Annotated in this window: 16 protein-coding genes; 4 read left to right on the top strand and 12 right to left on the bottom strand. The window is 58.9% G+C overall.

Features of this window, described 5'->3' with window-relative positions; all coding sequences use genetic code 11:
- Nucleotides 1–2: 2 nt before the first annotated feature.
- The gene (locus tag AGR7B_RS26095) at nt 3–398 is read left to right on the top strand and encodes a winged helix-turn-helix domain-containing protein (RefSeq protein WP_080856791.1); all 396 of its coding nucleotides are present in this window, start codon (nt 3–5) and stop codon (nt 396–398) included.
- Here AGR7B_RS26095 and modC read toward each other — a convergent pair.
- From modC to AGR7B_RS12820, 4 genes are all read right to left on the bottom strand, one after another.
- Nucleotides 367–1,443, bottom strand: coding sequence for a molybdenum ABC transporter ATP-binding protein (gene modC / locus AGR7B_RS12835; protein WP_080856790.1), 1,077 nt, complete (start codon nt 1,441–1,443; stop codon nt 367–369). The two genes, AGR7B_RS26095 and modC, sit on opposite strands and share 32 nt — an antisense overlap.
- The gene (gene modB, locus AGR7B_RS12830; RefSeq protein ID WP_080856789.1) at nt 1,440–2,147 is read right to left on the bottom strand and encodes a molybdate ABC transporter permease subunit; all 708 of its coding nucleotides are present in this window, start codon (nt 2,145–2,147) and stop codon (nt 1,440–1,442) included. The genes modC and modB overlap by 4 nt, the downstream gene beginning before the upstream one ends.
- 53 nt (nt 2,148–2,200) lie before the next feature.
- Nucleotides 2,201–2,992, bottom strand: a complete 792-nt coding sequence (modA, locus tag AGR7B_RS12825; RefSeq protein WP_078052426.1) for a molybdate ABC transporter substrate-binding protein — start codon at nt 2,990–2,992, stop codon at nt 2,201–2,203.
- A 268-nt stretch (nt 2,993–3,260) separates the two neighbouring features.
- A complete protein-coding gene (locus tag AGR7B_RS12820) occupies nt 3,261–4,544 on the bottom strand; it encodes an NAD(P)/FAD-dependent oxidoreductase (RefSeq protein ID WP_078052427.1) in 1,284 nt (427 codons plus the stop codon).
- A 130-nt stretch (nt 4,545–4,674) separates the two neighbouring features.
- On the opposite strand from AGR7B_RS12820, the gene AGR7B_RS12815 reads away from it, so the two are divergent.
- Nucleotides 4,675–5,601 carry a LysR family transcriptional regulator gene (locus AGR7B_RS12815; protein ID WP_065657012.1) on the top strand — a complete coding sequence of 309 codons (927 nt, stop codon included), beginning with the start codon at nt 4,675–4,677 and terminating at the stop codon, nt 5,599–5,601.
- Nucleotides 5,602–5,704: 103 nt separating this feature from the next.
- Nucleotides 5,705–5,941: an Lrp/AsnC ligand binding domain-containing protein gene (locus AGR7B_RS12810; RefSeq protein WP_003521320.1), complete on the top strand. Its 237-nt coding sequence runs from the start codon at nt 5,705–5,707 to the stop codon at nt 5,939–5,941.
- Nucleotides 5,942–6,326: 385 nt separating this feature from the next.
- Here the strand turns inward: AGR7B_RS12810 and AGR7B_RS12800 are convergent, their stop codons facing one another.
- From AGR7B_RS12800 to epmA, 3 genes are all read right to left on the bottom strand, one after another.
- Nucleotides 6,327–6,518 carry a hypothetical protein gene (locus tag AGR7B_RS12800; RefSeq protein WP_080856787.1) on the bottom strand — a complete coding sequence of 64 codons (192 nt, stop codon included), beginning with the start codon at nt 6,516–6,518 and terminating at the stop codon, nt 6,327–6,329.
- Between the two features lie 378 nt (nt 6,519–6,896).
- Nucleotides 6,897–7,961, bottom strand: coding sequence for a lysine-2,3-aminomutase-like protein (locus AGR7B_RS12795; RefSeq protein WP_080856786.1), 1,065 nt, complete (start codon nt 7,959–7,961; stop codon nt 6,897–6,899).
- Nucleotides 7,958–9,022, bottom strand: coding sequence for an EF-P lysine aminoacylase EpmA (gene epmA / locus AGR7B_RS12790; RefSeq protein ID WP_078052430.1), 1,065 nt, complete (start codon nt 9,020–9,022; stop codon nt 7,958–7,960). Before epmA ends, AGR7B_RS12795 begins: the two co-directional genes overlap by 4 nt.
- 251 nt (nt 9,023–9,273) lie before the next feature.
- Between epmA and efp the strand changes: the two genes are divergently transcribed.
- Complete coding sequence (efp, locus tag AGR7B_RS12785; protein WP_003504809.1) at nt 9,274–9,843, top strand: elongation factor P; 570 nt, start codon at nt 9,274–9,276, stop codon at nt 9,841–9,843.
- 111 nt (nt 9,844–9,954) lie between these two features.
- Here efp and AGR7B_RS12780 read toward each other — a convergent pair whose 3' ends face one another.
- The 5 genes from AGR7B_RS12780 to AGR7B_RS12760 all read right to left on the bottom strand — a co-directional run bounded on the left by AGR7B_RS12780 (nt 9,955) and on the right by AGR7B_RS12760 (nt 17,706).
- Complete coding sequence (locus tag AGR7B_RS12780; RefSeq protein WP_065657015.1) at nt 9,955–11,400, bottom strand: efflux transporter outer membrane subunit; 1,446 nt, start codon at nt 11,398–11,400, stop codon at nt 9,955–9,957.
- 149 nt (nt 11,401–11,549) lie between these two features.
- Nucleotides 11,550–14,639: an efflux RND transporter permease subunit gene (locus AGR7B_RS12775; protein WP_035261240.1), complete on the bottom strand. Its 3,090-nt coding sequence runs from the start codon at nt 14,637–14,639 to the stop codon at nt 11,550–11,552.
- A 53-nt stretch (nt 14,640–14,692) separates the two neighbouring features.
- Nucleotides 14,693–15,895: an efflux RND transporter periplasmic adaptor subunit gene (locus AGR7B_RS12770; RefSeq protein WP_065657016.1), complete on the bottom strand. Its 1,203-nt coding sequence runs from the start codon at nt 15,893–15,895 to the stop codon at nt 14,693–14,695.
- 198 nt (nt 15,896–16,093) lie between these two features.
- Nucleotides 16,094–16,753, bottom strand: a complete 660-nt coding sequence (locus AGR7B_RS12765) for a TetR/AcrR family transcriptional regulator (protein ID WP_065657017.1) — start codon at nt 16,751–16,753, stop codon at nt 16,094–16,096.
- Between the two features lie 2 nt (nt 16,754–16,755).
- Nucleotides 16,756–17,706 (bottom strand): phosphoribosylaminoimidazolesuccinocarboxamide synthase, encoded by a 951-nt coding sequence (locus tag AGR7B_RS12760; RefSeq protein ID WP_065657018.1) that lies wholly within the window; start codon nt 17,704–17,706, stop codon nt 16,756–16,758.
- Nucleotides 17,707–18,019: the final 313 nt, after the last annotated feature.

Raw genomic sequence — 18,019 nt, 5'->3', positions numbered from 1 at the left:
CGATGAGTGAGGCCCTTTCTCCATTGAAGCCTGTTCTTCGTATCGACTTTCCAGCCGGGGAACGTCTCGGCCATGGCAAGATTGAATTGATGGAGCTGATTGTCGAGACCGGCTCCATCTCTGCCGCCGGGCGGGCGATGGACATGTCCTATCGCCGCGCATGGCTGCTGGTGGATGCGCTGAACCATATGTTCAGGGAACCGGTTATCGAATCGCAGCGCGGCGGCAAACAGGGCGGCGGTGCGGTGCTGACCGCTTTCGGCACTGAAGTGCTGGAGCGTTACCGCGGCATGGAAAAACGTATGAACGAGGCCTTGCGCGCGGATATCGACTGGCTGGAGGCCAACCGCAATCCCGATGCTGCCCTCAATAGGGATCGAGAGCCGCCGACTTTATGATCGCGTGCACCGGTTTTCCCGGCTCCAGCTGCAGCCTCTCGCGTGACAGATCGGTGATGCGCGACTGGATGATGTCGCCGCCGCAATCCACCTGAACTGTGACCATGCCATCTTCGCTGGCCGAAACAGTCGCGACATGGCCCGCGAGAATGTTGAGCGCGCTCAAGCCTTCGGGTTTTACGGTTGCCAGCATCACATCGCGCGCCGGTATGAGCACCCGCGCCGGGCTGCCCGCCGTTCCCCTTTTTGCCGGAACATGCAGCAGCTTGGTCTTTAGCCTCACGGCGGCAAGTCCATGCCGCTTATCAAAGCTTTCAATGTGCCCGGAAAGAATGCTACCCGCCTCGCGTCGTTCGAGATGCGTGCTGAAATCCGGTCTGGAAAGCACGTCGGCCGCTTTTCCCTGCGCCTCCACCTTGCCGTCCTTCATTACCACGATGCGGTCGGCGAGGCGGGCGACCTCCTGAATAGAATGGCTGACATAGACAATCGGGATTTTCGTCTCGTCGCGCAGCCGTTCGAGATAGGGAATGATTTCGGCTTTTCGCTCCTCGTCGAGCGAGGCGAGTGGCTCGTCCATCAGCAGCAGCCTGGGTGATGAGAGGAGCGCGCGGCCAATCGCGACACGCTGTTTTTCGCCACCGGAAAGCTTGTCCGGCCGGCGCTGCAAGAGGTGGCCGATGCCGAGCATGTCGACGATGCGGTCTTCATTCGCGCTCCCGGTTTTGTTCACGGCGAACCATCTGCCGTAATGCAGGTTCTGCGCCACGCTGAGATGCGGGAAGAGCCGCGCTTCCTGAAAAACATAACCGAAGCGGCGTTTATGAGCCGGCAGGAACAGCCGTGTTCCGCTATCTGCCAGCACTTCACCATTAAGCAAAACCTGTCCCTCATCCGGCCGCAACAGGCCTGCTATGATGCGGATCATCGAGGTTTTGCCGGAGCCGGAGCGCCCGAACAGCGCGGTGACGCCGCCTTCGGAGGTGAATGACGCATCGAGTTCGAAAGAACCGAGGCGACGGCGGGTGGCGACCGAAAGCATCATTCGATGCTCACCCGTTTGCCGACGATGCGGGCCAGAAACTCCGAGACGAGCAAAGCGAGCATGGAAATCACGACGGAGACAATTGTTAGCCGCAACGCGCCGGCATCGCCGCCCGGAACCTGAGTGAAGGTATAGATGGCGGCGGACAAAGTCTGGGTCTCGCCGGGAATATTGGACACGAAGGTAATGGTTGCGCCGAACTCGCCCATGGCCTTGGCGAAAGCCAGGATCATGCCGGCAATGATGCCGGGCAGGGTCAAGGGCAGGGTGACGGTGAGGAACACCCAGAACGGGCTTGCCCCCAATGTTCCCGCGGCCTCTTCCAGCTTGCGGTCCACCGCTTCTATGGAGAGGCGGATGGAACGCACCATCAGCGGAAAGGCCATGACGGCGCAGGCGAGCGCGGCCCCGGTCCAGCGGAAGGAAAAGACGACGCCGAACCAGCTATCGAGAAACTGCCCGATCGCGCCCCTGCGGCCGAACAGGACGAGCAGCAGAAAGCCGGTGACGACGGGCGGCAGGATGAGCGGCAGGTGGACGATGCCATTGAGGAGAGACTTGCCCCAGAAGCGGCCGCGCGCCAGCGCCACGGCGACCAGAATGCCGAAAGGCAGGCTGGCAAGCATGGCGATGGACGACACCCACAGGCTGAGCCTGATCGCCGTCCATTCTTCAGGGCTGAGTGTCCACCAATGCAATGCCATATCCTGCAATCGTCATCTCTTGTGGCCCATACGTTGGGGCCACGAAAGGCAGTTTATTTCAAAACGGTAAAGCCTTGCTTTTCGAAGAAGGGCGTTGCCTTGGCCGATTTCAGGAAATCCAGATAGGCTTTTGCTGCCGGGGACTTGGCTTCCGAAAGAATGGCGACCGGGTAGATGATCGGCGGATGGCTGTCTTCCGGGAAGGTGCCGACGATCTTCACGCCCGGATCGGCGGCGGCGTCGGTCTGGTAGACAATGCCATAGGGTGCTTCGCCGCGCGAGACGAGCAGCAGGGCGGCACGCACGCTCTCCGCGCCGGCGACCTTTTGTTCCACCGAGGACCAGACCCCGAGCTTTTCCAGAGCGGCCTTGCCGTATTTGCCCGCCGGCACGGAATCGACCGCACCCATGGCCAGTCGGCCATCGCCCACCAGAGCGGCAAGATCGAAGCCTTGCTTGATCTCGACCGGCTTTGCCTTGTCTGCGGGAGCGACGAGAACAATGCGGTTGCCGAGAAGATTGGAGCGGGTGTCAGCGTTGATCAGCTTCTTTTCGGCGATATAGTCCATCCATGCGAGATCGGCCGAAATGAAGATATCCGCCGGTGCGCCCTGCTCGATCTGCTTGGCCAGCGCCGAGCTTGCTGCATACGAGACGGTTGCTTCGTTACCGCTTTCCTTCGCCCACTCGGCGTTGAGGGCGTCGAGCGCGTTTTTCATGCTTGCGGCGGCAAACACCGTGACTTTTTCGGCGGCATGGGCCGGAACGGCCGCGAGTGAGGCCGCCATCCAGAAGGATGTGGCTGCGGCAATGGTTTTGAAGAAGCTGCGACGCAAAAGTCTCATGGTCTGTTACCCCCGGTTCGAGATATTCCGATGAATATATCGATAGGCCTATAGGGCAATCATTATATTTTCAAGGATATATCGATGGGATGAGGAAAAGAGGCTGCCGGTGTGTCTGCGGAGAGGGGTGGCTAAGCTCGAAAAGCCCTCCTCGTCATGCTCTGGCTTGTCCCGCGCATCAGCAACGTCTTCATTTTATTGAATGTGATTAAATCCTTGAGGCAAGCCCAAGGATGATGTGGCTCATTAGAAGCGACTCTGTGTCCGATCAAAAACGCTCGCCGGCGAAATGGGCGATCTGTGCGCCTGCCTCGTAATAGGCTTCCTTCACCGTCCGGAAAGTCTGCGCTTTCGGCTCCGTCAAAGGCAGCGGCAATTCGGCTTCAGCAATTTCACCGAGAATATGCTGCGCAATGACCTTGCCGAAGGCCGTGCCCGGCGCGATGCCGCGGCCGTTATAGCCTGAAAAGCCGACGACATTTTCAGCGAATTTGTGAAAGCGGGGCACGGCATTGTCGGTCATGCCGATTTGGCCGTACCATTCACATTCGAATTCCGTATCCCCGAGTTGCGGGAAAAGTCGCTTCAGCGAGCGCTTCGCCCAGGCGCGATGAATGGCGGTGCCGGTGCCGCGCAGGGCGCCGACGCTGCCGAAGACCAGCCGGCCGGCTTTGTCCATGCGGAAGGATGAGAGAATCTCCTTCGTATCCCAGCAGCCCTCACGGCCAGGCAGGATGGTCTTTTGCAGATTATCGCCGAGCGGTCTCGTCGCAAAATTGAAATAGGGCAGGTAGACCTGTTCATCGCGAACGATCCGCCATGGGCCGGTGCTATAGGCTTCAGTGGCCACAACGATCCAGTTGGCGGTTACAGACCCTTGCGACGTCTTCACCACCCATTTTCCGTTGCTGCGTTCGGTCGCTACCACGGGGCTTTCGGTATGCAGGCGCACGCCCGCTTTCTGGGCGGCTGCGGCAAGGCCTCGAACATAGGCAAGCGGCTGTATCGTGCCGGCGCGTGTATCCAGAAGCGCACCGGAATAGCCCGTACTGCCGGTGCGTCTCGCTGTCTCTTCGGCATCGAGGATGCGGACGGGTGCGCCTCTCTCCGCCCATTGTTCGCAGCGCTCACGGATTTCGGCGAGCCCTTTTTCTCCGACGGCGCAATGGAGCGTGCCGTTTTTTTCGATCTCGCAGGGAATTGCGTGTTTTTCCACCAGTTCACGCACGAGAAGCGGGGCATTGCCCAGAAGGTCTAGAAGCCGCTCGCCGTAAACCTCGCCCAGCACGCCGGGTAGCTCTTTCGGCATGACCCACATGCCGCCATTGATGAGGCCGACATTGCGGCCTGCGCCGCCGAAGCCGATTTCCCTTGCTTCGAGAAGAACGACATCCACACCCCGTTCGGCAAGATGAAGGGCGGCGGACTGGCCGGTAAAGCCACCTCCGACGACGACGACATCGGCAACCGCTGCGCCCCGCAAGGCGGGCGTTACGGGCGGCTGCGGCGCGGTCTTTTCCCAGAGGCCGTGCGAGCGGGGGTCATTATACATCGTTCCACCGTGTTCCGGGCCAGTTCATTTGTTCTTCGTATGAGTGACAAGCCCTTGTTTATAAGACTTTACAAGCGGACTTGCCTGTTGAATATCGACATATCGTCAAGAGTTCATTCCGTGAGGGAATATGGTCCTGCCGCCACGCCGTTTTCTGCCGTCGCTTTCGCTGCTGGCGGCTTTCGAAGCCGCTTCCCGGACGGGCAGCGTCACCGCTGCCGCGAGGGAACTGGGGCTGACGCAGGGTGCGGTCAGCCGTCAAATCCTGGCGCTCGAAGAGCAGCTCGGCTTGGCGCTGTTCCTGCGCGAGAGGCAGACGATCCGGCTGACAAGGGCGGGGGAGGGGTATGCGCGGGAAATCCGCGAGGCCTTGCGGCGCATATCGACGGCCTCGCTCAACCTGCGTGCCAATCCGGATGGCGGCACGCTAAACCTCGGGGTTCTGCCGAGCTTCGGCACGCGCTGGCTTGTGCCGCGCCTTCCCGATTTCATCGCCAGACACCCCGGCGTTTCGGTCAATCTTCTGACGCGGTCATCGCTGTTCGATTTCCGCACCGACACAGTCGATGCGGCCATCCATTTCGGATTGCCGCATTGGCCGGGTACCGAGCTGGTTTTCCTGATGCATGAAAAGGTCATTCCGGTATGCAGCCCCGCCTTCAAGGCGCGACACGGACTTTCAAGGCCGGACGATCTGCTGCATGTCCCGTTGCTGCACATGACGACACGGCCGGATGCCTGGGAGCAATGGTTTCGCAGCCATGACATTGGTTTCGACAATGTGCATGGCATGCTTTTCGATCAGTTTACGACGATTGCCGAGGCGGCGAGCGCCGGGGTTGGAGCCTCGCTCATTCCTTCTTTCATGATCGAGGAGGAGTTGCGAAGCGGTCGTCTGGTTGCGGCTGTTGCGGGGGAAGTGGAGAGCGAGGAAGCCTATTACCTCGCCTGCATGCCGGATCGCGCCGGTTATGCGCCGCTCGAAAGTTTTCGGCGGTGGATCGTTTCCGAGGCCGCAACTGGCGCGAACGGCAGTACCGCGGAGTTTTCGGCGTAAACCGGTAAGCGGTCTTGCAAGACGGACGCTGCTCAGCCAATAGTGCGCCATGACGCGTGGCGCGAGCAGCCATGTACCGAAAGTTCAAATACGGGAGATGTCCGTGAAGCCCATTTTCGTTCAGCTTCAATGTGAGCCCGGCAAGACCTATGATGTCGCCGACGCCATCTATAAGACGGAACTGGTTTCCGAGCTTTATTCCACCAGCGGTGAATATGATCTGCTGCTGAAAATCTATCTGCCGCAGGAAGAAGATATCGGCAAGTTCATCAACCAGAACATCGTCAATATTCCCGGAATCGTGCGTTCGCTGACGACGCTGACCTTTACTGCATTCTGACCCGCAATTCGAACCTTCGATACGGGCTCGGCCCTCATCCCTGTGCTTGTCAGGGGAATCCAGTCGACGCGCGTCTGCGCGGAGGGAGAGGCCTTTCAGCCCAATGACTTGGTCTGGCTAGATTTCTGTGACGAGCACAGGAATGAGGGAAGAGTGGGGTGCGTCAGGAAGACCGCGTACGTGGCGTTCGGCTCTAATCCTGACTTTCAGGCGCTTTGTTAGCTTAGTGCATCAGAGCTTTTGATACACCCTGAATGGCTGGTGCCAGGCGGGTAGATGGCTTGTCAACCGAGAAAAAAGCGCGCCATCGGGCCGCTGTTCGGGGTCCGATATTTGGCGCGCTCTGGTTTTGACGGTTCTGTGAACGGGCGAAAGTTTTCCCGCATCAGGCGACCGCGGCCAGATTCCGGTTGCGCACGAGATCGCGGATCGCAATCCGCACGTCGTCTGCGCTGTCGAACTTCTGTTCGTCCAGGTCGTGAACGTGGAACTTCACCGCGATGAACTTCAACCGGTCATTATCCGGGATGACGATGCCGACGGGTTCGCCAGCGAATTCAATAACTTGCTTCCGCATAGATATACTCCCGCTGTGGCTACTTCACACAGCATGTTGTCGAACTGATTTTCAGTAAATTGAGACCGTTAAGTCACATTCGACAGCAGCGGGAACACGTGGATTTAAATCCAGCGTTCCAGGACTCAAAACCAAGGATTGCGTTGATGTTGATATGTTTTGACATGACACACTCCCTGTATTGGTGTTGGCCCGGAATCAGGAGACTCGTTCTCCAGTTCCACACTGATAATCCAGACCAGCACTAAAATCAATGCTGATTGTTATAGGTAGAATATTTTTCTTTATGATGACAGGAGAGGGGCGGAAATGTGAAATTTTTGTTTTCGTCGGCTGCCGCCGCGAAAAGCCCGCTGTAGCAGGCTTTTTATGTATTTTTTAATCGTCGCCGGTGGCTGGTGGTGGATAAACATGATCGTTTCCGTTGAAGTCGGAAACGGAATAACAGCCATCGCGGGTTTTTTCGGCCGCATTTCTGCCAATTACCGCCTTGCCGTGGCCGCCGGGAATGTCGAGAACATAGGTCGGCTGGCAAAGGCCGGAGACATGCCCCCGCAAGGCGGAAACGATTCGCTGTCCCTCTTCTATCGTCAGCCGGAAATGGCTGGTGCCGGGCGCAAGATCGGGATGATGCAGGTAATAAGGCTTGATACGGGTCTCGACAAAGGCGCGCATCAACTCGGCAAGAACAGCCGGGTCGTCATTGACGCCTTTCAAAAGGACCGTCTGGCTGACCATGGCGATGCCGGCGTCGATCAGGCGTGCCGAAGCCTGTCTTGCGGCTTCGCTGAGTTCTCGGGAATGATTCGCGTGCAGGGCCACATAGGTGGTTTTGCCGCTGGCCTTCAGCGCATCGATCAGCGCAGCGTCGATACGGTCGGGATCGACCACCGGCACGCGGGTATGGAAGCGGACGATCTTGACATGCGGTATGTCTTTCAGGCGCGTCATCAGGTCGGACAAGCGCCGCGGGGAAAGCACCAGAGGATCGCCACCGGTCAGGATGACCTCCCAGATGGCGGGATTGGCCTTTATATAGCCGAATGCGGCGTCGAGTTCCGCCGGGCTCATCATGCCGTTGCCCTGCGGTCCGACCATCTCCCGGCGGAAACAGAAGCGGCAATAAACGGGGCAGACATGCACTGCCTTTAAAAGCACCCGGTCGGGATAACGGTGGACGATGCCGTGGACGGGGCTGTGCGCGTCGTCGCCAATCGGATCGTCCCGTTCTTCAGGAAGATGAACGAGTTCGGCCGGGTCAGGAACGAATTGTCGGGCGATGGGATCCTGCGGGTCGCGGCTGTCGATCAGCCCGGCAATCGATGGCGTGATGGCGAGCGCGTAACGTTGCGTCACAGTGCGCAGCGTCTCGAGCGCTTCGGCTTCGATAAGCCCCGCTTCTAGAAGTGCTTCGGCTGTCTTGATGGTCTCAAGCCCTTTCATCGTCCATATTCCGCGACTGGGGCCCACATGACGAGATCGATACGGGGCGCGCCGGTTGCCAGCATCACCAGCCGGTCGAAACCGAGCGCTATGCCGCTTGCCGGCGGCATGATTGCCAGCGCGGCCAGAAAGTCCTCGTCAAGCGGATAGGTTTCGCCGTAAACCCGCTGCTTCTCGGCCATTTCCATTTCGAAACGCCGCCTCTGCTCGGCGGCGTCGGTCAATTCGCCGAAGGCATTGGCGAGTTCAACGCCGCAGGCATATAGCTCGAAACGCTCCGCCACGCGCGCATCCTTGGGTGACTTGCGGGCAAGGGCTGCCTCACAGGTCGGATATTCATCGAGAATGGTCGCCCTGCCGAAACCCAGCTCCGGCTCCACCCGCTCCACGATGACGCGGCTGAACATATCTGCCCAGGTATCGTCATCGGCCACGCGGATGCCGGCCTCGGTGAGGTTCGCCGCAAGATGGCGAGCGTCGGTTTCGCCGTTTCGGCTGATGGTGGCCAGCAGGTCGACGCCCGCATATCGCTCGAAGGCTTCGGCGACGCTTACCCGCTCCGGCTCGAGGAAGGGATCAACGCTGCGGCCGCGATAGGTGAAATTCTTCGTCTTTGTGGTTTCGGCCGCCAGCGCCAGAAGATTGGCGCTGTCCTTCATCAGGCTCTCATAGGTTTCGCCGACCCGGTACCATTCCAGCATGGTGAATTCCGGATGGTGCAGGGGGCCTCGTTCCCGGTTTCTGTAAACATGGGCAAAACAGGTGATGCGTTTTTCACCGGCGGCGAGCAGCTTTTTGCAGGCGAATTCAGGCGAGGTGTGCAGATAAAGCGGCACGGCGTCGCCGGCCGGCGTCAGGCCCTGTGTTGCGAAAGCATGCAGATGCGCCTCATTGCCGGGGGAAATCTGCAACGTCGCGGTGTCGACCTCGAGAAAATCGGCGCTGGCGAAGTAGCCGCGAAAAGCTGACTGGATCGCATTGCGCCCAATGAGAAATGCGCGGCGGTCGGCGTGGACGTCCGGCGTCCACCATGGCGACATTGTCTCGTTGCTTGCGCGCATTCTCTGTTCTTTTCCGTCTTCTCTGCGGCGCCCAATTGCGGCCAAACGGCCCGCAAAACGCCTTATCGCGTCATTTAAAGCTATTCCGGGCGGAAAACCGCTAGGCACTCTTCCGCGAATTGCTGTAGAAGGCTGGCAATTCGTGCGGATTTAAGGTAGTTGCGCCCCAGAAAAAAGACAAAACGTCTGCCGGGGCCGGTGCTGCCGCGCAGTCCTTTACGACGCATTTCATCGAGTTACAAGGAAGTCATATGGTCAAGGTTATCGCCTCATCCGTCCGCAAGGGCAATGTTCTCGACGTGGACGGCAAGCTTTACGTCGTTCTTACCGCGCAGAACTTTCACCCCGGCAAGGGCACGCCGGTCACGCAGGTGGACATGCGCCGCATCGTTGACGGCGTGAAGGTCTCCGAGCGCTGGCGCACCACCGAGCAGGTCGAGCGCGCTTTCGTTGAAGACCTGAACTTCCAGTTCCTTTATGAAGATGGCGAAGGCTTCCACTTCATGAACCCGGAGAACTACGATCAGGTTGTGGTCGATGCCGAAACGATGGGCGATCAGAAGGCCTATCTGCAGGAAGGCATGACCTGCATTCTTTCCATTCATGAAGGCAATCCGCTGGCCGTCGAACTGCCGCGCCACGTCACGCTGGAAATCACCGAAACCGAACCGGTCGTTAAGGGCCAGACGGCTTCTTCTTCCTACAAGCCGGCCATTCTTTCCAACGGCATCCGCACCATGGTGCCGCCGCATATCGATGCTGGTATCCGCGTGGTCATCGCGACGGAAGACAATTCCTACGTCGAGCGCGCCAAGAACTGAGCCTGACGGCCTGTTAGACAAAAGCACCGGGAGACCGGTGCTTTTTTTGTGTCACGAATAATAAAAAAGCCCGCGTCGAGACGCGGGCTTTTCTTTGCCTTGCGGCGTATCTTACATGGCCTTTGCCGCGGTCCGGGTTGGGCCGGGCGCCTTCTTCGGAGCCGTGGTCTGGCCAACGGCATAACCGCCGCCAAGCGCCACGTTCAGCGAGACGTAGTCCTGCGCGGTCTGCTGCACAGCCTGTGCAAGGCTCGCCTGTGCGGTGGAAACCTGGCGCTGCGCATCGAGAACGTCGAGCAGCGAGGAGGCGCCGTCGCGGTAACTGGCTGTCGAAAGCTGCAACGCTTCCTGATAGGACGCGACGGTCTTGCGCAATGCATCGGCCGTGCGCTGATCGCGGGTGACGGCGGCCAGAGCGTTTTCGACTTCTTCCACAGCGGTCAGCACCGTCTGCTTCCAGACGAGATATTCCTCACGTGCCTGGGAATTGGCCAGATCGATATTGGCGCGGATGCTGCCGCCATCGAGAATCGGCAGAACGAGGCTCGGACCGAAGGACCAGCTATTGGCCGTTCCCCTGCCGCCACCGCTCAGGAAGTTGTAGCTTGGCGTGATCGAGCCGCCGAGCTCGATGCTGGGATAGAGCTGCGCTTCCGCGACACCGATTGAGGCGACTGCGGCAGCGAGATTGCGTTCAGCGACACGAATGTCCGGACGGTTGCGGATGAGATCGGCCGGGATGCCGGTGCGCGGAATGCTGCGGGCAACCGGCTGGCGTGCGCCCTTCTGCAATTCGGAAATCAGAGATGAGGCCGGCAGGCCGAGAAGCGTGGCGATGCGATGCGCCGCCTTGCGGAAGTTGGTTTCGAGGCCCGGAATGTCGGACAGCGTCGAGTTGACCAGACCTTCGGACTGGACGACATCGAGGCGGGAGGCCGCGCCCGCTTCAAGCTGCAGCTTGGTCAGGTCCAGCGTTTCGCGGCGGGAAGCCAGGTTCTGACGGGCAATTGCCAGGCGCTCCTGATAATAACGCACATCGATATAGGCTGCTGCGACCGAGGAAATCAGCGTCAGGCGCTGAACATCAACGGTGGAGTAAGCGGCATCGAGCGATGCATTGGCGCTTTCCGTGGCGCGGCGATAGCGGCCGAAGAGGTCAAGCAGCCAGGAGACGCTGAGACTGCCTGAGGACACGTTGGTGACGGGAACATCACGGTAGCTACCCTTGGTCTCGCTGGTCGTGTGGCTGCCGTTAGCCGTCAGGCTCGGCAGACCGCCCGCGCCGGCCGAGATGACCTGGGCTTCCGCCTGATTGATGCGCTCGATCGCCTGCATCACGGTCAGGTTCTGGCTGAGGCCAGTGGAAACGTAACCATTGAGGCGGCTATCGTTAAAGGCTGTCCACCACGCAACGGTGCTGATGTCGCCATTACTGGTTTTTCCGGCTTCCGCAAACTTTCCCGGCAATTGAATTTCCGGCGTCTTGTGGTCGGGCCCGACAACGCAGCCTGAGAGCAGCAGCATTGTCAGGGGAAGAGTAGCGCGAATAGACAGCATGTAATTTTCCCAATTCTCTGGTTGGCTTACCGAGCGCGGCTTGCTGACAAATGGGCTGCGCGGTCGATATGCCGTAGAAACGTGCATTTGCCAAATCGGCAACATTTCTAGCAGCGTATTAACGGTTGGCACAGCCCATTTTTGTTTTGTTAACGCCTTGAAAGGCGACGAATGATGACGAAAAAGGACGGAACGAAGAAAATTCCGAGCAGTGTTGCAGAAAGCATACCACCCAGCACCCCTATACCAATTGCATTTTGTGCGGCAGAACCCGCTCCGGTTGCGATTGCGAGAGGCACGACACCCAGGATGAAGGCTAGCGACGTCATGATGATCGGACGCAGGCGCAGCTTCGCCGCCTCGAGCGTCGCTTCCATCAGGCTTAGTCCATGCTCCTGTCTTTCCTTGGCGAATTCGACGATCAGAATCGCGTTTTTCGCCGCAAGGCCGATGGTCGTCAGCAGGCCCACCTTGAAGTAGACGTCGTTCGACTGCCCGAAGAAATGCGCCGCGGTCAATGCGCCGAGGACGCCCACCGGCACGGCCATGATGACCGAGAAGGGGATCGACCAGCTTTCATAAAGGGCGGCAAGGCAAAGGAACACGATCAGAACCGACAGCGCATAGAGCATCGGCGCCTGCGAGCCGGAAAGGCGTTCCTGATAGGAAATGCCCTGCCACGCCACGGTGTAACCGCCCGGCAGGCTTGCCGTCAGGCGTTCCATCTCGTCCATGGCGTCACCGGATGCAACGCCCGCACCGGCGGTGCCTTCGAGCGAGATGGCGCCCGTGCCGTTGAAGCGGGCGAGAGACGGCGGAGCATTGATCCACTTCACCTCGCTGAAGGAAGAGAAAGGCACCATCTCGCCGCTGGTGTTGCGGGCATACCAGAACTTGAGATCGTCCGGCTGCATGCGGTACGGCGCATCACCCTGAACATAAACGGGTTTGAGCTCGCCGTTCAGCGTGAAGTCGTTGACATCCCGGCCGGCAAAGATCGTCGACAGCATGAGGTTCACGGAGGAGAGATCGACCCCCATGGCGCCCATCTTTTCCTGATCGAGAATGATCTTCATCTGCGTTTCATTGTCCTGGCTGTCGCTTCTGAGCGAGCTGACCTTCGGATTGCTGGTCGCAAGCGCGATCAGTTCCTTGGACGTGGCGGTCAGTGCCTCGGTGCCGTTGCGGCCGCTATCCACGAGATACATCGAGAAACCGCTCGATGTGCCCATGCCCTGAATTGCCGGCGGCAGAAGCGGGAACACCTGCGCATCGCGGAAACCGAAGAAGGTGCCCATCGCACGCTGCACGATGGCGCCGGCGTGTTGGTCGGGGGCTGTTCTCTCGGCGAAATCCTTGAGCTTGGTGAAGACGATGGCGTTGTTCTGGCCAGAACCGCTGAAGCTGAAGCCGAGAACGCCGAAAACCGATTCGACATTGGCGGCTTCCTTTTCACGGAAGTAGCTTTCGACCTGCTTCACCACTTCGTTGGTCCGTTCGATGTTCGAACCGGTCGGCGTCTGGATGATCGTCAGCAGCACGCCCTGGTCTTCCTGCGGCAGGAACGAGCTGGGCAGCTTGCTGAAGAACCAGGCGCAGCCGCCGATCACGATCGCGAAAATAATCATCACGCGGAGAGGCCGCTTCAGCAGATAACCGATAGAGGAAACGTAACCATCCGTCGTCTTGCCAAAGCCGCGGTTGAACCACGCGCCCGGTCCGCGCTGCTTCTTGTGATGGTCGATCGGCTTCAGCATCGTGGCGCAGAGCGCCGGCGTCAGAACGATGGCGACCACTGCCGAAAGCAGCATGGCCGAAACGATGGTGACCGAGAACTGGCGGTAGATGATGCCCGTCGATCCACCGAAGAAGGCCATCGGAATGAACACGGCGGTGAGCACGAGCGCGATACCGATGATCGCACCGGTGATCTCGCCCATCGACTTCTCGGTCGCCTCGACCGGCGACAAGCCCTCTTCCGACATGATTCGTTCGACGTTTTCGACGACGACGATAGCGTCGTCAACGAGAAGGCCGATGGCCAGAACCATGGCGAACATGGTGAGCGTATTGATGGAATATCCTGTCAGCGCAAGGACGCCGAACGTGCCGAGAAGCACGACGGGAACCGCGATCATCGGAATGAAGGTGGCCCGCAGGTTTTGCAGGAACACCAGCAGCACGACGAAAACGAGGATGATCGCCTCGATCAGCGTGTGTACCACTTTCTCGATCGACAGCTTCACGAAGGGTGTCGTGTCATAGGGATATTCGATCGAAACACCTTCGGGCAGCGAACCTTCGACAGCGGAAAGCGCCGACTTTACGCGCGCTGCCGTATCGAGTGCGTTGGCACCCGTGGCGAGGTTGACCGCGAAACCGGCAGAGGGACGGCCGTTCGAACGGGAATCGCCACCATAGGTTTCCTGGCCGATTTCAATGCGGGCCACGTCGCTCAGGCGAACGGTTGCGCCGTCCTTTTCGACTTTCAGGATGACCGATTCGAAATCGGCAACAGTGGTGAGCTGGCTCTGCGCCGTCACCGTCACGTTGAGCTGCTGACCCTTGACTGCGGGCACCGCGCCAAGCGAACCGACGGAAACCTGGGTGTTCTGGCTCTCGATGGCGCTGGTCACGTCGGCCGTGGTCAGCTGGTACTTGTTGAGCTTGAACGGATCCAGCCAGATGCGCATCGCATATTCGGAACCGAAGACGTTGATGCTGCCCACGCCTTCGAGGCGCTTGATCTGGTCTTCGACACGCGAGGAGAAGACGTCACCGAGATCTGCCGAGTTGCGTTTGCCGTCGGTCGAGATCAGAGCGCCAACCATCAGAATACTGGATGTGGATCGGCTGACCTGAAGACCCTGCTGCTGCACCGTGTCAGGCAGTTGCGACTGGACAAGCTGCAGCTTGTTCTGCACCTGAACCTGCGCGATGTCCGGCAGGATGGTATTGCCGAAGGTCAACGTCACTTCGGCGCTGCCGGTTGAGGACGACGATGTCATATAGGTGAGGTCATCAAGGCCGGTCATGCCGTCCTCGATGATGGTTGTCACCGATTTTTCGACTGTCTCGGCGCTCGCGCCATTATAGGTCGCGCTGACGCGTACCGTTGTCGGTGCGATATCGGGATATTGCGAAATGGAAAGCGTCCAGATCGCAAGGGCGCCGCCCAGCATGATGACGATGGCGATAACCCATGCAAACACGGGGCGCCGGATGAAGAAATGGGCCATGGCAGTCCTGCCTTACCTTTTACGAGCTTCGACCGAGGGTTTCGTGCTCATGCTTATTTCGAGGGGGCGGCGGCAGGCTGAGCTTGCTGCGGCATAACGACGATACCGCGATCGTCGATGGTCACTTCAACCGGTGCGACGGTCGCACCGTCGGCGATCCACTGGAAGCCGTCGACGATGAGCTTGTCGCCATCCTTGACGTTCTCAGTTACCAGCCAGGCATTGCCCGACTGCTGGCTGGACGGGAAGGTGCGGGTTTCCACCTTGTTTTCCGCCGTCACGAATTTCGCTGTCAGTTCGCCATTGGCGTTCCGGCTTGCGGCGCGCTGCGGAATGCGGAAGCCTTTTTCCTTGCCGATGGTCAGCGTGGCGCGGACATAGGTGCCGGGAAGCAGAAGATCGTCCGGGTTTTCGAAGAGGGCGCGGATGGAGAAGGTGCCCGTGGTTTCGCTTACGGCCATGTCCGACATGTCGATCTTGCCGTCATGCTTGTATTCCGTGCCGTCTTCCAGCGTCAGGTGAATGCCGGTCTCCTTCGTGTCGCCGCCAAGCTGGCCCGACGAGATCGCCTTTTTCAGACGCAGAAGATTGATGCTGGATTCCATCAGATCGATATAGATCGGATCGATGCGGCGCAGCGTCGTCAAAGCCGTCGTCTGGTTGGCCGTCACCACGTTGCCGATGCTGAAAGCGGTTGCGCTGGTGATGCCGTCGAAGGGAGCGCGTACCTTGGTGAGATCGAGGTTGATTTCCGCCGTTTCCAGCGCCGCCTTGGTCTGGGCCACATCGGCTTGCGCCTGCAGAAGCGTCACCTTGGCGTTTTCATATTCGATCTGCGTCGCGCCGCTGTTGACCAGGCGTTCGTAACGGGCAAGGTTCGCCTGGGCGCTCGGAATGCTTGCTTCCGCCTTCGCCACGTTTGCCTTGGCCTGCGCCACTTCCGCCAGATAGGTATTGTCCTCGATCTGGTAGAGAATATCGCCCTGCTTGACCTCGCTGCCTTCCTTGAAGGGAATTTCGCGGATGATGCCGGTGACGCGCGGGCGGATTTCCGCTGTCTGGAACGCGCTGGCGCGACCGGGCAGAACCGTGGTCAAGGGATATTCGCTGGTCTTCATCAGGATGATGCTGACCGGGGACGGCGGACGCTCGGCGCTCTGGGCGGCGTTCTGGCTGCTCTCGCCGCCATCGCTGCAACCTGCCAGAAGAGCGGTCACACACAGAGAAGCAAATAGGGGTAAAATACGTCGGCTCATTGTTCTTCCCTGCGTATCGATCGCATTCAACTATAAGCGCAATGTCGCTCGGCGGATGCGCGTCCGGAAACAGACACGACAGGCGAAGGCCTTGGAAGGACCCGATTCGCTCATTCTGTCCGGACCGCCACGCGCATAGAAGCGCAGGCTTTTGCGCTTCGCAAGCAATTGCGAGAAGGTGACGTAAATTGGGAATCGTCACTTAGCAAGCGGATTGCGCAATCCCGCGTCGATTAAATCGACGAGTTGATCGCAACGTGTTGCTAAATTGCCGATATCTTCCCGGGCAATGAGGACGGGATGAATCACGCTTGTCAGCGCGTGGAGCACGGTTTCCGCCAGAGGAGAAATCTCGGCCGGCGCGTAGATTCGCGCATCGATACCATCGCGGATAATCTCGGCGAGCAGGTTGGCGATGACGGCTTTATAATAGTCGCCGCACTTCATGTCCTGCTTTGCCGTCATCAGGATCATTTCGAATATGTAGGGATTGTCGTTTAGATCCTGGTGGTGCTGTTCCATCAGCGTGCGGGCGAGATGGCGCAGTCTCGAAAGCGGCGCGTGGCTTTTATCCAGCGGCTGGATGTCCCGTTCGAATGCGCCGATCTGCTCGAAGGCGATCGCATCGACGAGCGCGTTCTTCGAGCTGAAATTCTTGAAGACGTTGGCGGGAGACATGCCGAGCGCCGCGGCGATATCGGCAATCGCCACCGCATTGAAACCGCGCTCCCGGAAAAGCTCTTCTGCCTTGGCGAGAATGTCCCGCCGCGTTTCCTCGGCGGAACGGCGAGGCCGGCGCCTGACAGGACGGTCACTCTTCCTGTCGGCCTTTCTCGCCTGTTCGATCGTTTTGCTCACGGTCAGACTCCGGGGAAGAACGGCTCCAGGTTCCGGCGTATTCTTGCAAGCGGCGTCTCGCCGCTATCGTCGGGAACGAAGCTCTGTCCGGTAATGCGCTCGTAAGCATCAATATAGACCTTCGAAGTCTGCAAGACGAGGTCCTGCGGAATTTCGGGAACGTCGTCCTTATAAGGGTCGCAGCGTTCGGCAACCCAGGCCCTCACGAAATCCTTGTCGAAGCTTGCCGGCCGTGTTCCGTTGCGGAAGCTTTCGTCATAACTGTCGGCCATCCAGTAGCGGCTGCTATCGGGCGTGTGGATCTCATCGGCCAGGATGATTGTGCCGTTTTCATCCGTCCCGAATTCATATTTCGTGTCGACGAGAATGAGGCCCTGCTTTGCGGCAATTTCCTGCCCGCGCTTGAAAAGCGCCAGAGCGTAACGGGAAAGCGTGTCCCATTGCTCCTGCGTCAGCAGTTTCTTCTCCACGATCTCGGCCGGCGTCAGCGGTTCGTCATGGCCGCCATCGAAGGCCTTGCTCGTCGGTGTGATCACCGGTTCGGGCAGAATCTGGTTGTCTTTCATCCCGTCCGGCAGGCTCATGCCGTACATCTGCCGCTCACCCTTCTTATAAAGGGTCAGGATCGACGTGCCGGTGGTGCCGGCCAGATAACCGCGAACCACCACCTCGACCGGCAATATGTCCAGCCGCTTGCCGATGACGACATTTGGGTCGGGATAGCTCACGACGTGGTTCGGACAAATATCCTTCGTTTGTTCGAACCAGTAGCGTGCCGTCTGGGTCAGTACCTGTCCCTTATAAGGTATGCAGGTGAGGATACGATCAAAGGCGCTAAGGCGATCGGTCGATATGATGATGCGGTTGCCGTCGGGCAGATCGTAGTTTTCCCGCACTTTGCCACGGTAATAATTCGGCAGCTCGGAAATGACGGCTTCATCGAGAATGCGCACGGGCTCTCCAATTCTTGGCTTTATAAAGAGGCGTTGGACGCCTCAAGTCTTCTGAAACTCTCGTCCGTTCCTATTGCATGTTTCCTGGAACAGGGCCAGTCGCGACATGAAGGCTGCCTTTTTCTCCGGTTCCCGTTAGAAATACGAAACTACATAATAAAATCAATAGCTTGATAAAAATGTCAGTTTTTTGACGATGGGTGTGTTGACTTGTTTGAGGGTGATCTCTTATAAGTCCGCTCACTGAACGAGGGCGGCGGCGCTGCTGGCGACGGCGACTTTCGTTCTGAAGAAATCAAGTTGATGAGCGGAT

Source organism: Agrobacterium deltaense RV3, from assembly GCF_900013505.1.
Taxonomy (GTDB): Bacteria; Pseudomonadota; Alphaproteobacteria; order Rhizobiales; family Rhizobiaceae; genus Agrobacterium; species Agrobacterium leguminum.
Note: the sequence above shows the minus strand (reverse complement) of the source record. Positions and strands in the feature narration are given on the sequence as shown.

Coding starts and splice junctions, on each gene's coding strand:
- AGR7B_RS26095 (WP_080856791.1), top strand. CDS start 3: ATGAGTGAGGCCCTTTCTCCATTGAAGCCTGTTCTTCGTATCGACTTT.
- modC (WP_080856790.1), bottom strand. CDS start 1,443: ATGATGCTTTCGGTCGCCACCCGCCGTCGCCTCGGTTCTTTCGAACTC.
- modB (WP_080856789.1), bottom strand. CDS start 2,147: ATGGCATTGCATTGGTGGACACTCAGCCCTGAAGAATGGACGGCGATC.
- modA (WP_078052426.1), bottom strand. CDS start 2,992: ATGAGACTTTTGCGTCGCAGCTTCTTCAAAACCATTGCCGCAGCCACA.
- AGR7B_RS12820 (WP_078052427.1), bottom strand. CDS start 4,544: ATGTATAATGACCCCCGCTCGCACGGCCTCTGGGAAAAGACCGCGCCG.
- AGR7B_RS12815 (WP_065657012.1), top strand. CDS start 4,675: ATGGTCCTGCCGCCACGCCGTTTTCTGCCGTCGCTTTCGCTGCTGGCG.
- AGR7B_RS12800 (WP_080856787.1), bottom strand. CDS start 6,518: ATGCGGAAGCAAGTTATTGAATTCGCTGGCGAACCCGTCGGCATCGTC.
- AGR7B_RS12795 (WP_080856786.1), bottom strand. CDS start 7,961: ATGAAAGGGCTTGAGACCATCAAGACAGCCGAAGCACTTCTAGAAGCG.
- epmA (WP_078052430.1), bottom strand. CDS start 9,022: ATGCGCGCAAGCAACGAGACAATGTCGCCATGGTGGACGCCGGACGTC.
- efp (WP_003504809.1), top strand. CDS start 9,274: ATGGTCAAGGTTATCGCCTCATCCGTCCGCAAGGGCAATGTTCTCGAC.
- AGR7B_RS12780 (WP_065657015.1), bottom strand. CDS start 11,400: ATGCTGTCTATTCGCGCTACTCTTCCCCTGACAATGCTGCTGCTCTCA.
- AGR7B_RS12775 (WP_035261240.1), bottom strand. CDS start 14,639: ATGGCCCATTTCTTCATCCGGCGCCCCGTGTTTGCATGGGTTATCGCC.
- AGR7B_RS12770 (WP_065657016.1), bottom strand. CDS start 15,895: ATGAGCCGACGTATTTTACCCCTATTTGCTTCTCTGTGTGTGACCGCT.